The sequence below is a fragment of the Salmonella sp. A1325 genome, from assembly GCF_056991255.1.
Genome location: NZ_JAMLWO010000004.1, coordinates 312,121 through 328,085, shown reverse-complemented (window position 1 = coordinate 328,085; position 15,965 = coordinate 312,121). Strand labels below are relative to the sequence as shown.

The window sequence follows — 15,965 nt, the reverse complement described above, 5'->3', positions numbered from 1 at the left end:
GCAATCCTCAAGACAGGAATGGTGAAAGAGCGTTACAGCAGCGGCGAATCGTGTCGCCGCCGCAGGGTTTTTACGGTTTTTCCGGCGGGAGAATCAGGTTCAGCACGATAGCCGTGATGCCGCCAGCGGCAATTCCGGATGAGAGCAGATTTTTCACCCATTCCGGCGCGAACTGCAGGATCTGCGGCTGTTGCGAGACGCCAAGACCCACGGCCAGCGACAGGGCGATAATCAGAATCGCGCGGCGGTTCAGCGGCTCACGCGAGACAATACGCACCCCGGAGGCGGCAATGGTGCCGAACATCACCAACGTGGCGCCGCCGAGCACCGGTTCCGGGATATGCTGCACAAAACCGCTTACCGCCGGGAACAGGCCGAGCACAATCAGCATCAGCGCGACGACAAATCCCACATAGCGACTGGCGACGCCGGTCAACTGAATTACGCCGTTGTTCTGACCGAAACAGGAATTCGGGAACGTATTAAATACCGCTGAAACAAATGAGTTCAGGCCGTTAGCCAGTACGCCGCCCTTTAGCCGTTTCATGTACAAGGGGCCGGATACCGGCTGCTCGGAGACATCAGAGGTGGCGGTGATGTCGCCGATGGTCTCCAGCGACGTAATCATAAAGACCAGCATCAACGGCAGTAACAGGTTCCAGTCAATGCCCAGACCATAATACAGCGGGGTCGGCACCATCAGGATGTCCTGTGAGACCGGCGCGTTATTCTCAGGCAACATGCCCATAAACCAGGCCAAAAGATAGCCAGCCGCCATGGCAATAACCAAAGAAGCCACGCGCAGGTAGGGATTACGCTGCCGATTGAGCAGGATAATAATGGCCAGGACGACGCCGGCCAGCAGCAGGTTTTTCGGTGCGCCAAAGGTGTTGTCGCTCATTGCGGCATAGCCGCCGCCGATGGAGGTTAGCCCCACCTGAATCAGCGACAGGCCAATAATCATTACCACGACGCCGGAGACTAACGGCGTGATAATCCGGCGCGCCAGATGTAGAATGCGAGAAAGCACCATCTCGGTGCAGCTTGCCAGCATCAGCGTGCCGAACAGCGCCGCCATCATCGTCGGGACGTCCGCGCCGCCGGTTTTCAGCGCGGTACCGCCCATAATCAGCGGGGCGACAAAGTTAAAACTGGTTCCCTGGATGGATAACAGCCCCGATCCTACCGGCCCCCACGCTTTGATTTGAATAATAGAGGCTACGCCGGAGGCGAACAGCGACATGCTGATAATGTGCTGCGTATCCTGCGCCGGTAAACCCAACGCCTGGCAGATTAACAGCGCTGGCGTGATTACCGCGACAAACATGGCCAGCAGATGCTGACAAGCGGCAAAAAGGGTTTGAGGGAGCGGCGGGCGATCTTCAAGACGGTAAATTAATTCGCTGTTTTGCGTCTGCGCAACCGGTTGCGCATCTGCCGGCTCGATGGCGTTAACGGACATCAGGGACATTCTCGTGGTGGAAAAGCGATGATTTTATCTGACCAGGTGGTAAAAGCAAACGATTGCGAGCGAATATTCTTAATATTTAAAAAAGATAAATGCACCTTTTTATATAACTTTTTGCCTTTTTCTGCTTAAAATCCATGCCGAAGACTCGCAAAGAGCTAAAAAACTGACTCAGGAAATGATTTGTGCGCACGTGTCACAGCGCACTACAGGAGCTTTAAATGTTTGAACTCGATACCTTATCGACCCTTGTCGCCGCCACGCTGGTGCTGCTACTGGGTCGCAAGCTGGTCCAGTCTGTCTCCTTACTGAAGAAATATACGATTCCGGAACCGGTGGCGGGGGGGTTACTGGTTGCGGTTGCTCTGCTGGTACTGAAAAAAAGCGTCGGTTGGGAGGTCAACTTTGATATGACCCTGCGCGATCCGTTGATGCTGGCGTTTTTCGCGACGATCGGCCTTAACGCTAACCTTGCCAGCCTGCGCAAGGGGGGGCGTGTTGTTGGCGTCTTCCTGGTAGTCGTGGTCGGATTACTGCTGATGCAGAATGCCATCGGTATCGGCATGGCGAGTCTGTTGGGGCTGGACCCGTTAATGGGGCTGATTGCCGGGTCAATTACGCTGTCCGGCGGACACGGTACCGGCGCGGCGTGGAGTAAACTGTTTGTCGAACGTTATGGTTTTGCCAGTGCCACCGAAGTTGCAATGGCATGTGCAACCTTTGGCCTGGTGCTGGGCGGGTTGATTGGCGGCCCGGTAGCGCGTTATCTGGTGAAACACTCCACCACGCCGGATGGAATGCCTGACGATCAGGCCGTGCCGACGGCCTTTGAAAAGCCGGATGTGGGCCGTATGATCACCTCTCTGGTGCTAATCGAAACCATCGCCCTGATTGCTATCTGTCTGACCGTGGGCAAAATCGTAGCGCAGCTACTGGCGGGAACGGTGCTTGAACTGCCGGTCTTCGTTTGTGTGCTATTTGTTGGGGTGATCCTCAGCAATGGCCTGGCGCTGGTGGGTTTTTATCGCGTATTTGAGCGTGCTGTTTCGGTGCTGGGGAACGTGAGTTTGTCACTGTTCCTGGCAATGGCGCTGATGAGCCTGAAGCTGTGGGAACTGGCGTCGCTGGCGCTGCCGATGCTGGCGATTCTGGTGGTACAGACCATCTTCATGGCGCTGTACGCGATCTTCGTCACCTGGCGCATGATGGGGAAAAACTACGATGCGGCGGTGCTGGCGGCGGGTCACTGTGGTTTTGGCTTGGGCGCAACGCCGACCGCCATTGCTAATATGCAGGCGATTACCGACCGTTTTGGCCCCTCGCATATGGCGTTCCTGGTGGTGCCGATGGTCGGCGCGTTCTTTATCGATATCGTCAATGCGTTGGTGATCAAGCTGTACCTGCTGTTACCGATTTTCGCGCAATAATAGTTTGTACGGCGGCATTAAAGCCGCCGTGCTCACTAGGCGTTGGAATAACGTTCGGTTTCCGGCATCCAGCGCTCAATCAGCGCTTGTGCCTGCTGCGGATAACGTTCGTGAATATGACGGGCAATACGCTGAACTTCGGGGATCATGGCTTGATCGCGCAGCAAATCAGCTACTTTAAATTCGGCATTACCCGTCTGGCGCGTGCCCAGTAATTCCCCCGGGCCGCGAATCTCTAAATCTTTTTGTGCAATCACAAAGCCGTCGTTGCTGTCGCGCAATACCTGTAAACGCTTCTGCGCCGTTTTCGACAACGGCGATTTATAGAGCAGCACGCAGTGCGACGCGACCGCGCCACGGCCAACGCGTCCTCTGAGCTGGTGCAGCTGCGCCAGGCCCAGCCGCTCGGGGTTTTCAATAATCATCAGGCTGGCGTTAGGAACATCGACCCCCACCTCAATCACCGTAGTGGCGACCAGCAGATGCAGTTCACCCTGCTTAAAGGCCTGCATCACCGCCTGTTTTTCGGCGGGCTTCATGCGGCCGTGTACCAGGCCAATATTCAACTCCGGTAACGCCAGCTTGAGCTCCTCCCAGGTGGCTTCCGCCGCCTGCGCTTCCAGCAGGTCGGACTCTTCAATCAGCGTACAGACCCAGTAGGCCTGACGGCCTTCGGTTGTGCAGGCGTTGCGCACACGATCAATGATTTCATGGCGACGGGTATCCGGAATAGCAACGGTAGTGACAGGGGTACGGCCCGGCGGTAGCTCGTCAATCACCGAGGTATCGAGATCGGCGTAGGCAGTCATCGCCAGGGTGCGCGGAATGGGCGTTGCGGTCATAATCAACTGATGCGGATGAAAGCCCTGCTGCTGGCCTTTTTCCCACAATGCCAGCCGCTGGTGGACGCCAAAGCGGTGCTGCTCATCGATAATGACCAGCGCCAGGCCGTTGAACTGCACCTGTTCCTGAAAGATAGCGTGGGTGCCGACAATCATCTGCACCTGACCGCTGGCAATAGCCTCTTGCTGCGCCTGACGCGCTTTACCTTTTTGCTTACCCGCCAGCCAACCCACTTCAACGCCCAACGGTTCGAACCAGTTGCGGAAATTATTTGCGTGCTGTTCAGCCAGCAATTCGGTCGGCGCCATCAGCGCCACCTGCTTACCGTGGGCAATAGCGCGCAAGGCGGCAAGCGCTGCAACCAGCGTTTTCCCTGAGCCGACGTCGCCCTGAACCAGACGCATCATCGGCACATCGAGCGCCATATCACGTTCGATCTCTGCCACCACCCGCACCTGCGCGCTGGTGGGTTTAAACGGCAACGACGCCAGCAGATTGTCTTTCAATATGTTGTTGGTACTTAGCGGCTGAGCGTGATAGCGCTGCGCGCCTGCGCGAAGCGCCAGCATACTGAGATTATGCGCCAGTAGCTCTTCAAGAATAAGCCGCCGCTGCGCCGGGTGTTTGCCGGTTTCTAAATCGGCGAGCTGGAGCGTCGGCGGCAGGCGATGCAAGGTACGTAGCGCTTCCGGCAGGCTCATCATACCCTGCGCCAGTTCCGGCGGCAGTAGTTCGGCAATGGCGCAGGTGTCGAGCAACTCCAGAGCCTGATCGGTAAGCTTGCGCAGTGTCGCTTGCTTCACGCCCTCGGTGGTCGGATAGACGGGGGTGAGCGTTTCCTGAAGTTCCGGCGTGCTGAGATCGCCCTGCAGGCGATATTCCGGATGGATCATCTCTGCGCCATACTTGCCGCGCTTCGCTTCCCCGTAGGCCAGCACACGCCGCCCCGTCGCCAGGCTGTTTTTCATCGCCGCGTTAAAATTGAAAAAGCGCATGGTAAGAATGCCGGAACCGTCGCTAATCTGGCAGGTCATCATCCGACGACCGCCGAAAGTGATATTGCAGTTCAGCACTTCACCTTCAACGGTGGCGTAGATGCCAGGCAGCAGTTCGCCAATGGGGTAGAGATGGGTGCGGTCTTCGTAACGCAGAGGGAGGTGGAGCAGGAGGTCCTGCACGGTGTGCAGGCCAATTTTCGCCAGTTTACTGCTTTGCGCTGCGCCGACGCCTGTCAGGGAATTGAGCGGAACAGCGTCTAACAAGCGGCCTGACATGGTGATTACCCTGCCGCCTGCATCGTCGCCCACCAGTCAGCATCGGCGTCTATTTCGCCCTGCTGATTGACGCGAGGATAAGGCAGACCTTTACGTTTAGCGACTTTCGCCAGCACCGGATAACCACCCTCAAACAGCAGGCGCTGCTGTTCATCTTCCGGCAACATGCTATTTTCACGCAGATACATGCCCGCGTTCTGCCGCTGGCGCTGGGCTTCATAAAGAATGAGCGCGGAGGCGACGGAAACGTTCAGCGACTGTACCATGCCGATCATCGGAATGATGATATCCCGATCCGCCAGGTCTAATGCTTCCTGAGTAATACCGGTTTTCTCCTGACCCATCAGAATACAGGTCGGGCGCGTGTAATCAATCTCTCGAAAGTCTACGGCCTTATCAGAAAGATGGGTTGCCAGAATCTGCATTCCCCGTCCTTTCAAATGGGCTACCGCATCGCCAATGGTACGGTGAGTTTTCACCTGTACCCAACTGTTGCTGCCCGCCGCCGCGGAAGCCATGGTGCGCATCCGGCTACCTGGCCAGATAGCATGGACTTCATGGACGCCAACGGCATCTGCGGTACGAATGATTGCAGAAACGTTATGAGGTTTGTGGACTTGCTCCATGCAGACCGTGAGATCAGGCTGACGCCTGGCGAGCATTTCGCATATACGCGCATAACGTTTTGGATTCATAGCGCTAGTTTCGGTTACGGGTGACTTTAATAACGTCTGGCATCACGCGGATTTTGCGCATGATATTCGCCAGATGTACGCGATCGCGTGCGGTAAGGCGAATAAAGGTACTATAGACGCGACCATCTTTCTCTTCAGTATTCAGACTTTGAATATTGGAGGTGGTCGTATTAATCGCCGCCGTCAGGTTAGCCAGCGCGCCCTGATGGTTAAACATTTCCACCTTGATTTCGGTAATGAATTCCTGCTCCGTCTCTTTGTCCCATTCGACCGCCATAAATTTCTCTGGCTCTTTCTGGTATCCACGGATATTACGGCAGGATTCATGGTGGATCACCAGTCCTTTACCTGGGCTGACGTGAGCGATGATCGGGTCGCCGGGGATCGGACGACAACACTTCGCAAAGGTGATAAGCACACCATCCGCGCCTTTAATCGGCAGGTGGCCGTGATTCGATTGCGCAACGGTCGGCACCACGGCTTCGCCTTGCTGCAGATTTTTCGCGACCACTACGCTCATCGCGTTGCCGAGACCGATTTCCGCCAGCAGATCGTCAAGCGTTGCCAGCTTCATACGATCCAGTTCGCGCTGAATATTTTCCTGCGGAATTTCCGCCAGCTTACGACTACCGCCTAAAGCATGGTTAAGCAGACGACGGCCCAGGCTTACGGAGTCATCACGTTTGAGGTTTTTCAGCAACTGACGAATTTTAGCGCGCGCTTTAGAGCTGACGACAAAGTTCAGCCAGGCGGCGTTGGGACGCGCGCCTGGCGCGGTAATAATTTCGACGGTCTGACCGCTGCTAAGCGGCTGTGACAGCGGATAAGGCTGCCGGTCGACACGCGCGCCGACGCAGGCGTGACCGATGTCGGTATGCACTGCATAGGCAAAATCCACCGGCGTAGCGCCAGCGGGCAGTTCGACAATGCGCCCTTCCGGGGTGAAAACGTAAATCTCATCCGGGAAGAGATCGGATTTTACGCTTTCGATAAATTCAAACGAACTACCGGCGCTCTGTTGTAGCTCCAGCAGGCTCTGCATCCAGCGCTGGGCGCGAATCTGCGCTGTGGTACTGGTCTCGCCGTGTTCTTTATACGCCCAGTGCGCCGCGACCCCCATTTCCGCCATCTGATCCATATCTTCGGTACGGATCTGGACTTCAACAGGAACGCCGTGCGGGCCGATCATCGAGGTGTGCAAAGACTGATAGCCGTTCGCTTTGGGAATGGCAATATAGTCTTTTACCCGTCCCGGACGCGGCTTATAGAGACTGTGCATCTGGCCGAGTACGCGATAGCAGGTATCGGAGTCATGAACGATGACGCGGAAAGCGTAAATGTCCATGATGGAGTGAAAACGCTGCTCTTTGAGCACCATTTTGCAGTAGATCGAGTAAAGATGTTTTTCGCGACCGCTAACGCGACACGGAATTCCCGCCTCTTGCAAACGTCCTTCGATTTCAGAGAGGATTTTTTGGATCATCTCTTTACGGTTGCCGCGCGCCGCTTTTACCACTTCTTTAATGACGCGGTAACGATTGGGATACAGCGCTTCAAAACCCAGCTCTTCCAGCTCGGTTTTGATGTGATGAATACCTAAACGGTGCGCCAGCGGGCTGTAGATTTCGAGGGTTTCACGGGCAATACGACGACGTTTATCCGGGCGTAACGAGCCCAGCGTGCGCATGTTATGGGTACGGTCAGCAAGCTTAATGAGGATGACGCGGATATCCTGCACCATCGCCATAATCATTTTGCGAAAGTTTTCGGCCTGCGCCTCTTTCTTATCGCGGAACTTGAGCTTATCAAGTTTCGACACCCCCTCTACCAGCTCGGCAACGCTTTTACCGAAAAGCTGTTCCATGTCCTGATAGGTGGCGGGGGTATCTTCAATCACGTCATGCAGCAGAGCGGCCATCAGCGTTTCGTAGTCGAGTTTCATCTCGGCCAGAATACAGGCCACCGCTACCGGGTGCGTGATATAGGGTTCACCGCTTGAACGTGTCTGGCCCTCGTGAGCGTCACGTGCAACGAGATACGCCTGCCGAAGACGCTTAATCTGGTCTTCCGGCAGGTAGTTTTGAATCAGTTGATTCAGGCTTTCAAACAGATACAAGGGCGACCCGCTTTGTGATTAACGACGACCTTCAGCAATAGCGGTAACGGCTTGTAATTCAGCGGCTTCCTGCTCTTGCTGTTCCTGGCGCTCGCGGACGTCGAGGATCTGGTTGTTAATCAGACCTTCTTCGATTTCGCGCAGCGCGATAACGGTAGTTTTATCGTTTTCTTCCGGTACCAGCGGATCCTTTCCGCCTACCTGCATCTGACGAGCGCGACGCGCGGCGACCAGTACCAGGTCAAAACGGTTACCAATTTTCTCTACAGCGTCCTGAACAGTTACGCGTGCCATACTTAAAATGCTCCACAGGTGAAGAAATGACTGGGCATGATACTGAAAGTGGGTTCAGTCTGCCAACAATTTGCTGATTAAAGCGTCATGACGCTGCTTTTGGCGGCTCATACGCAGACGTTCAGCGCGAATGATGGTTTTCAAGTCGCTTAACGCGGTATCAAAGTCGTCATTCACAATAAGATAATCATATTCGGCGTAATGGCTCATTTCTGCAACCGCTTGCGCCATTCGTTTGGCAATGACTTCTTCGCTATCTTGCCCGCGGCCGCGTAAACGGCGATCCAATTCGATCTTTGACGGCGGCAAAATAAAAATGCTGCGTGCTTGCGGCATCTTTTCGCGAATTTGCTGGGCGCCCTGCCAGTCGATATCGAGAAAAACATCAACGCCGGTTGCCAGCACTTGCTCAATGGTTTCGCGCGAAGTGCCGTAGTAATTGCCAAACACTTCCGCGTGCTCCAGAAACGCCTCCCTGCCAATCATGGTTTTAAACTCATCATGATTTACAAAGAAATAGTGCTCACCGTGCACTTCACCAGGACGCGGCGAGCGCGTGGTATGTGAAACGGAAACCTGAGTGTCATACAACGGTTGGGTTTTTAATAAAGCCTGAATCAGGCTGGATTTACCCGCGCCACTGGGGGCAGAAACAATATAAAGCGTACCTTGAGCCATGAGTATCTTACGTCTGTGATTATCGAAATAGAGCCTTGATACGGGCTTATTATACACATCGCCGTTATGCGACGTAGTCTTTGTCACACTTTTTGCGCCAGATTATTGCATTTTGCATCCCTTTTTCCGCTTTTATCGCGTCGTTGCAGCAACCCACCAAAAAATCTGGAAAGCGGCTCGGATGATGCATTTTTACCTGTCGGTTTTTATTCACTAAAGCGCTATACCTGCCGGGCAATGTGCGCAGGAGGTCGTGATGAGATTATGGAAAAGTATGGCGTGGGGAATTTTATTGTGGCATTCGCAGAGTGGGGCGCTTTGCCCGGCCTGGCCGCCAGCAAGGGCCGCTGAAGAAATCGCCCGTTTACAGCAACAGCTCGCTGACTGGAATGACATCTACTGGAAACAAGGTGTTAGCGCGGTTGACGATAGTGTGTACGACCAACTCAGCGCAAGGCTGGTTCAGTGGCAACGCTGTGTTGGTCAGGATGTATCATCTACTCCGGTTTCACCGCCGTTAAACGGTACAACAATGCACCCTGTTGCGCATACGGGCGTACGCAAACTCGCGGACCGACAGGCGGTAGAACAGTGGATGCGCGGGCGCAGCGAGCTTTGGGTACAACCAAAAGTGGATGGTGTAGCGGTAACGCTGGTTTATCAAAACGGTAAACTGACCAGGGCTATCAGCCGGGGTAACGGACTACAAGGCGAGGACTGGACGCCAAAAATTCGCCTGATCCCCTCTATACCGCAGACAACACAAGGCGCGTTTGCTAACGCGGTGTTGCAGGGCGAAATCTTTCTACAGCGCGAGGGACATATCCAGCAACGGATGGGCGGGATGAATGCGCGCTCGAAAGTCGCAGGAATGTTAATGCGCCAGGATAACGCCTCCGCGCTAAATTCGTTGGGTATTTTTATTTGGGCGTGGCCGGACGGTCCGGCAAATATGCCCGAAAGATTAAGCCAACTTGCTAAGGCTGGATTCAGTCTGACGAAGAAATATTCCCTGGTGGTAAAATATGCCAGCGAGGTCGAGCGGGCGCGCCAGTCATGGCTGACGTCAGCGTTGCCCTTTGTGACGGATGGCGTAGTGATACGCATGGCTAAAGAGCCCGCGGCACAATACTGGCGACCCGGGCAGGGCGACTGGCTGGCAGCATGGAAATATCCGCCAGTAGCGCAGGTCGCGCAAGTGAGCGCTATTCAGTTCTCGGTGGGGAAAAGCGGCAAAATTACCGTAGTAGCGTCGCTTGTCCCCGTTATACTGGATGATAAGCGGGTTCAGCGGGTCAATATCGGTTCTGTGAAGCGTTGGGAAGCGTGGGATATCGCGCCGGGCGATCAGATCCTGGTGAGTCTGGCCGGGCAAGGCATTCCCCGACTTGATGAGGTCGTCTGGCGGAGTCGTGAGCGGAGTAAGCCTGTACCGCCTGATAGCCATTTCAACTCGCTGACCTGCTTTTACGCGTCGGCAACGTGTCAGGAACAGTTTATCTCCAGGCTGATATGGCTGGGGTCACGGTCGGCGTTGGGTCTGGACGGAATGGGTGAAGCCAGCTGGCGGGCCTTGCATCAGACGCATCGCTTTGAGCATATCTTCTCCTGGCTTACCCTGACGTCAGCGCAAATAGCCAACACGCCAGGCTTTGCTAAAGGAAAAAGCGAGCAGATATGGCGGCAATTTAACCTGGCGCGCCGGCAGTCGTTTACCCGCTGGATCATGGCGATGGATATCCCCTTAACGCAGGCCGCATTACAGGCCAGCGGCGATCGTTCATGGGAGCAGTTATTAATGCGAACAGAGCAACACTGGCGGCAGTTGCCAGCGACGGGCGAGCGTCGTGCCGGGAGAGTTATCGACTGGCAGGATAATCCGCAGATCAAAGCGCTGAGCAGATGGCTGTCTGCTCAGCATATTCCCGGATTTGGGTCTTAGTGCCCTTCATGGCGGTAATAAAATACCGGCAGGCCAAGTTTAAGACGTAGCGCTAATAACCTTGCTGTAAAGCCAAACAGTAACGTAGAGATAACGACGACATCCGGATTCATGACGTAATGTTGTAGCGCAATATAGAGCACCGCCGAGGCGAACGAAATGCCGGCATATAGCTCTTTTTGAAACACCAGTGGAATGCGTTTGCAGAACATATCGCGGAGCACGCCGCCAAAGACGCCGGTAGTGACGGCGGCCACCACGGCGATAATTGGCCCTTCGCCCATATCAAGGGCTATTTGAGCGCCAATAATAGAGAAAACCACCAACCCCAGCGCGTCAAGTACCAGGAAAAGCTTGCGTAAATAGGGCATGACGGGAGCAACAATGGTGGTCAATACAGCGGCAGTCGCCACAATAATGACATATTCGGGATGCTTCACCCAACCCAGCGGATAGTGACCGAGCAGAATGTCGCGAACCGAGCCTCCACCAATGGCGGTGGCGGTAGCAATAATAATTACGCCGAATGTATCCATGCGACGGCGACCCGCAGCGAGTGCGCCCGTCATGGCCTCGGCAGTGATGCCAATTAAATAAAGAACGTGCAACAGCATGATTTCCCCCTAATTTACTGGGGGCGAAGATTAACGATTTGTGCGCTGTATCACGATTGAGATTTTCTAAGGCATTATACGATTAATAAATTTTAGTAATGATTTTAAATTTATGGTTAATAATTATTTATTATATATATCAATAAATTGCACATAATTTTTGTGGTTTATTGTATGCAAGGTTTTTCTGTTTTGACTTAGATAAATTACCTGAACGGCGCCCTGGACGCGCCGCCGGTGAGTCATTTCATTATGGCTGCTGTGCGGTAAGTTGTGTGATGAAGCGCTGGCGCGAGCGTTCCACATACTGTTGCAAGCCATTGGAATCAAAGAATGCCTGTGTATCGCCGTTGCGAAGTTGTTGTCGTTTCTCCAGTAGCCCGAAGCGGTCACCTTTGTTGGCAATAAAGATATCAACATGCTGGGCGGCCAGTGTCTTAAAGCTACCTTGAATATCAGTAACCAGGTCAGGGTAATTTTTGTTGTTAATCAGCAGATAGTCAGGTGTGGCGAGACTATCTGCGTAAATTAGCGTCTTGCCGTTGCGGAGCGTTACGCGCCAGGAGGTTGAGCCGGGTAGATGTCCAGGCGTGAATAGTGCTGTCACGGTTATCCCTCCGAGGCTGATGCTTTCCTGGTTGTGGATAATTTTATCAGTGGTGACGGGCGGGAAGGGGAGCGCATCGCCAAGCGCAAAATCCTCTCGTCCACCCCTCGCCATCTGATCGGCGTTGGGTTGGCTGGCGACCAATTGTGCGCCGCTCCACGCTTTCAAACGTGCCATGCCCCCCGCTTGATCCAGCCGCGCATGGCTGTTCAATAGATAGCGTATGTCTGTGAGGCGGAATCCTGCCGCTTCAATATTCGCTTTAATTTGCGGTGCACTTTCATCCAACCCCGCATCAATAAGAATATGCCCTGCCGGAGTGGTCAGCAGAATAGAAGAGAGATTTTCCGTGCCGACATACCACACGCCTTCTGTGATTTGAAACGGCTTCATAGGCTTAGCCCACGCTTTAAACAGTGATAACGGAGGCGCGGGTGATAACGGTTGTGAAGGATCTAATGCCGCCATGGCAGGAAGTGCTGATGTTGAAAATATACATACAAAGAATAATACATAGCGATTCATAATGTTCTCCTGATTGAAGCGCCCGCAGTATACCTGGCAGTAATTTAGCCAGGTTCAATAAGAGAGACGTTTAATGAACTTGCTGCAAATGGATATGAATCTGTTAAAAGTACTGTATGTACTGCTGGAGACGAGCTCTACGGGGAAAACGGCGCAAAAGCTGGCTTTGTCGCCTTCTGCGGTAAGTCATGCGCTAATGAGATTGCGCGATGCGCTAAACGATCCGTTGTTTCGACGGGAAGGGAACCGCCAGATTGCTACGCCTTATGCGCAGGCGCTGCGTGACAAATTGGCACCTGTGTTTGTTTCGCTTAATGAGGAGCTGTTTGGCGATAAAGAGAACGGCTCCCGTTGTTTCCGGGTGGTACTTCCTCCCGCATTGAACGCGCTGCTTACGCCCGTTCTCGCAGAGAAAGGTCATCTTCATCAGGCGGTGATCGAGTGCCTTCCTTTTGCCCGCCGACCCTGGCGTGATGAACTGTTGGATAGCTCGGTTGATTTGGTGCTGGCAATTGGCGACCATCAAAAGCAGGTCAGCGCTCTGCATTACGAGCGGGTGGGGACTACGCGTTTGATCGCGGTTTATGGCGCGCCATTGCGTTCACGTCTGGAGAATGCCACAGCGTTGAATTTTGCTGATCTACAGCATTATCAACACATTTACTGTTTGCCGTGGACAAAAGAGAACAATGAACTGGACAGGCAGCAGGCTCGTGCCGGGTTTGAACGTCCGCTGGCGTTTGTTTGTCATGATTACAGTCAACTTGCGCCTGCTGTCCAGTCGGCGCCGCTAATGGCGATTGTACCGCGTCCCTGGTATGAAAATTTATCCGATAAGCGCGGTCTTTTTGTCCTGCCGCTTGCCGGGGAGCAGGCGGAAGGCGCTATTTTTATGCAGTATCGGGCTTCGACGGTAGAGTGGAAGCGGCGCCTTATCGACGCTATCCGCCGGAAATTAAAAACGTACTACCGATAAACGCGAGAGCCCGCATAAGGCGGGCTCTGTGACATATTGAGCGCCAGAATTATTCAATATTCTGGATTTGCTCGCGCATTTGCTCGATCAACACTTTTAATTCAATAGCGGAGTTAGTTACATCAGCGTTGATGGATTTGGAGGCCAGGGTGTTCGACTCACGGTTAAATTCTTGCATCATGAAGTCCAGACGGCGACCTACCGCCTCTTTTTTCTTCAGAATGTTGTAAGTCTCTTTGACGTGCGCTTCCAGACGATCCAGCTCTTCCGCCACATCAATGCGTTGCGCCATCATCACCAGCTCTTGCTCCAGACGGTTGTTTTCCAACTGAACCTGAGCATCTTCCAGCTTCGCGACCAGGCGCTCACGCTGCCATTGCAGGATTTCCGGCATATGCGCGCGGACTTTCGCTACTTCGGCGCTGACGCCTTCCAGCCGTTGTTCAATCAGCGCTTTCAGCGCCTGGCCTTCCGTTTCGCGCGCGACGATAAAGTCATCCAGCGTACCGTCCAGCGCGGCTAAAATTTCTGCGGCAATCGCGTCCAGATCCTGCTCTTGCGCCGCCATGACACCTGGCCAGCGCAAAATATCAACCGGATTGATTTCCCCTTCGTCGCTCTGCATTTTGACCCAGTTTGCGGCGCTAACTAATTGTTTCGCGAGCTTTTCATTCAGAATAAGCTCGCCTTGCGCGCTGGCATCGGGTTCAAAACGCAGCATACATTCGACTTTGCCGCGCGTCAGGCGTGTACGAATGCGTTCGCGCACGACGGGTTCAAGACTACGGAACTGTTCCGGCAGACGAAAGTAAGTTTCCAGATAACGCTGGTTTACCGAGCGCATTTCCCAGGTCGCGCTACCCCATTCACCCTTGATTTCACGCCGGGCGTAGGCGGTCATACTGCGGATCATAGATGTTCCCGTTTTTAAAGGAGAGATGAGGGGATTATAGCTATCCAGGCCTTGTCAGGATAGGAATAACCATCGGAAGTCCGTATAATGCGCAGCCACATTCGTTTTAAGCCGGAGATCTCAATATGCGTCCAGCAGGCCGTAGCGCTAATCAGGTGCGTCCCGTAACCCTGACCCGTAACTATACAAAACACGCTGAAGGCTCGGTACTGGTCGAATTTGGAGATACCAAAGTGTTGTGCACCGCCTCCATTGAAGAAGGCGTCCCACGTTTTCTGAAAGGACAAGGACAGGGGTGGATCACCGCAGAGTATGGCATGTTGCCTCGCGCTACCCATACCCGTAATGCGCGTGAAGCAGCAAAGGGTAAGCAGGGCGGTCGTACTATGGAAATTCAGCGTTTGATCGCGCGTGCGCTGCGTGCGGCGGTCGATCTGAAAACGCTCGGCGAATTTACCATTACGCTGGACTGCGATGTAATCCAGGCCGATGGCGGTACGCGTACAGCGTCTATTACCGGTGCCTGCGTGGCGTTGGCGGATGCGCTGAATAAATTGGTTGCCAACGGTAAGCTGAAAACCAACCCGATGAAAGGCATGGTGGCGGCGGTTTCCGTAGGCATCGTTAACGGCGAAGCGATCTGCGATCTGGAATATGTTGAAGATTCCGCCGCAGAAACCGACATGAACGTCGTGATGACTGAAGACGGCCGCATTATTGAAGTACAGGGTACCGCGGAAGGCGAGCCGTTCAGCCATGAAGAACTTCTCACTTTGTTGGCGCTGGCCCGAGGGGGAATTGAATCCATTGTGGCGACGCAGAAGGCGGCGTTAGAAAATTGATTTTAAGGCGACTGAAAAGTCGCCTTTTTTTTGTCCGTAAATTTCGTAAATGATGAAAGTAAGAAAAGGAGCGAATCCATGAAACCGTATCAGCGCCAGTTTATTGAGTTTGCGCTTAACAAGCAGGTACTAAAGTTTGGCGAGTTTACGCTGAAATCCGGGCGCAAAAGCCCCTATTTCTTCAACGCCGGGCTGTTTAATACCGGGCGCGACCTGGCGTTGTTAGGCCGTTTTTATGCCGAAGCGCTGGTGGATTCCGGTATTGAATTTGATCTGCTGTTTGGCCCCGCGTACAAAGGTATTCCGATCGCGACGACGATGGCGGTTGCGCTGGCGGAACATCACGATAAAGACCTGCCGTACTGCTTTAACCGCAAAGAGGCAAAAGATCATGGCGAAGGCGGGAGTCTGGTGGGCAGCGCGCTACAGGGCCGCGTGATGCTGGTGGATGACGTGATTACCGCAGGTACGGCGATTCGCGAGTCGATGGAGATTATTCAGGCGCACGGGGCTACGCTGGCTGGCGTACTGATTTCGCTGGATCGTCAGGAACGTGGCCGCGGCGAGATTTCCGCGATTCAGGAAGTGGAGCGCGACTATGGTTGTAAGGTTATCTCCATCATTACGCTGAAAGACCTGATTGCCTATCTGGAGGAAAAACCTGATATGGCTGAGCATCTGGCGGCTGTGCGAGCATACCGGGAAGAATTTGGCGTGTAAGCGAATTGCCCGGTGGCGCTTTACCGGGCTT

At 53.9% G+C, this 15,965-nt stretch carries 14 protein-coding genes; 5 read left to right on the top strand and 9 right to left on the bottom strand.

All coding sequences use genetic code 11. From position 1 onward, the window contains the following. Nucleotides 1-70: 70 nt before the first annotated feature. Nucleotides 71-1,462 carry a xanthine/proton symporter XanP gene (gene xanP, locus NAZ64_RS10815; RefSeq protein ID WP_000115428.1) on the bottom strand — a complete coding sequence of 464 codons (1,392 nt, stop codon included), beginning with the start codon at nucleotides 1,460-1,462 and terminating at the stop codon, nucleotides 71-73. 227 nt (nucleotides 1,463-1,689) lie between these two features. Here xanP and gltS point away from each other — a divergent pair, with 227 nt between their 5' ends. Next, nucleotides 1,690-2,895, top strand: a complete 1,206-nt coding sequence (gene gltS, locus NAZ64_RS10810) for a sodium/glutamate symporter (protein ID WP_183047711.1) — start codon at nucleotides 1,690-1,692, stop codon at nucleotides 2,893-2,895. A 35-nt stretch (nucleotides 2,896-2,930) separates the two neighbouring features. On the opposite strand, the gene recG is transcribed toward gltS, so the two are convergent. The 5 genes from recG to gmk are packed head-to-tail and all read right to left on the bottom strand — an operon-like array spanning nucleotide 2,931 to nucleotide 8,795. Continuing rightward, nucleotides 2,931-5,012, bottom strand: coding sequence for an ATP-dependent DNA helicase RecG (gene recG / locus NAZ64_RS10805; RefSeq protein WP_220569551.1), 2,082 nt, complete (start codon nucleotides 5,010-5,012; stop codon nucleotides 2,931-2,933). 5 nt (nucleotides 5,013-5,017) lie between these two features. Next, entirely contained in the window at nucleotides 5,018-5,707 is a 690-nt protein-coding gene (gene trmH / locus NAZ64_RS10800) for a tRNA (guanosine(18)-2'-O)-methyltransferase TrmH (RefSeq protein ID WP_001068436.1), read from the bottom strand. Nucleotides 5,708-5,711: 4 nt separating this feature from the next. Continuing rightward, nucleotides 5,712-7,823 (bottom strand): bifunctional GTP diphosphokinase/guanosine-3',5'-bis pyrophosphate 3'-pyrophosphohydrolase, encoded by a 2,112-nt coding sequence (gene spoT / locus NAZ64_RS10795; protein ID WP_000280467.1) that lies wholly within the window; start codon nucleotides 7,821-7,823, stop codon nucleotides 5,712-5,714. Nucleotides 7,824-7,841: 18 nt separating this feature from the next. Further along, nucleotides 7,842-8,117, bottom strand: a complete 276-nt coding sequence (gene rpoZ, locus NAZ64_RS10790) for a DNA-directed RNA polymerase subunit omega (RefSeq protein ID WP_000135058.1) — start codon at nucleotides 8,115-8,117, stop codon at nucleotides 7,842-7,844. A gap of 54 nt (nucleotides 8,118-8,171) precedes the next feature. Beyond that, complete coding sequence (gene gmk / locus NAZ64_RS10785; RefSeq protein ID WP_220569552.1) at nucleotides 8,172-8,795, bottom strand: guanylate kinase; 624 nt, start codon at nucleotides 8,793-8,795, stop codon at nucleotides 8,172-8,174. 256 nt (nucleotides 8,796-9,051) lie between these two features. Here gmk and ligB point away from each other — a divergent pair, with 256 nt between their 5' ends. Continuing rightward, nucleotides 9,052-10,737 (top strand): NAD-dependent DNA ligase LigB, encoded by a 1,686-nt coding sequence (ligB, locus tag NAZ64_RS10780; protein WP_220569553.1) that lies wholly within the window; start codon nucleotides 9,052-9,054, stop codon nucleotides 10,735-10,737. Here the strand turns inward: ligB and NAZ64_RS10775 are convergent. Both NAZ64_RS10775 and NAZ64_RS10770 read right to left on the bottom strand, forming a co-directional pair. Further along, the gene (locus NAZ64_RS10775) at nucleotides 10,734-11,351 is read right to left on the bottom strand and encodes a trimeric intracellular cation channel family protein (RefSeq protein WP_000924334.1); all 618 of its coding nucleotides are present in this window, start codon (nucleotides 11,349-11,351) and stop codon (nucleotides 10,734-10,736) included. The genes ligB and NAZ64_RS10775 overlap by 4 nt on opposite strands. A 250-nt stretch (nucleotides 11,352-11,601) precedes the next feature. Beyond that, entirely contained in the window at nucleotides 11,602-12,483 is an 882-nt protein-coding gene (locus tag NAZ64_RS10770; RefSeq protein ID WP_076935887.1) for an HARLDQ motif MBL-fold protein, read from the bottom strand. Between the two features lie 73 nt (nucleotides 12,484-12,556). Here NAZ64_RS10770 and NAZ64_RS10765 point away from each other — a divergent pair, with 73 nt between their 5' ends. Beyond that, nucleotides 12,557-13,459 (top strand): LysR family transcriptional regulator, encoded by a 903-nt coding sequence (locus NAZ64_RS10765; protein ID WP_001050866.1) that lies wholly within the window; start codon nucleotides 12,557-12,559, stop codon nucleotides 13,457-13,459. Between the two features lie 49 nt (nucleotides 13,460-13,508). Here NAZ64_RS10765 and NAZ64_RS10760 read toward each other — a convergent pair whose 3' ends face one another. Beyond that, on the bottom strand, nucleotides 13,509-14,372 hold the full coding sequence (locus tag NAZ64_RS10760) for a YicC/YloC family endoribonuclease (protein WP_000621352.1): 864 nt from the start codon (nucleotides 14,370-14,372) through the stop codon (nucleotides 13,509-13,511). A 125-nt stretch (nucleotides 14,373-14,497) separates the two neighbouring features. Here NAZ64_RS10760 and rph point away from each other — a divergent pair, with 125 nt between their 5' ends. Continuing rightward, nucleotides 14,498-15,214, top strand: coding sequence for a ribonuclease PH (rph, locus tag NAZ64_RS10755; RefSeq protein ID WP_001247078.1), 717 nt, complete (start codon nucleotides 14,498-14,500; stop codon nucleotides 15,212-15,214). A gap of 78 nt (nucleotides 15,215-15,292) precedes the next feature. After that, the gene (gene pyrE, locus NAZ64_RS10750; RefSeq protein ID WP_023241116.1) at nucleotides 15,293-15,934 is read left to right on the top strand and encodes an orotate phosphoribosyltransferase; all 642 of its coding nucleotides are present in this window, start codon (nucleotides 15,293-15,295) and stop codon (nucleotides 15,932-15,934) included. Nucleotides 15,935-15,965: the final 31 nt, after the last annotated feature.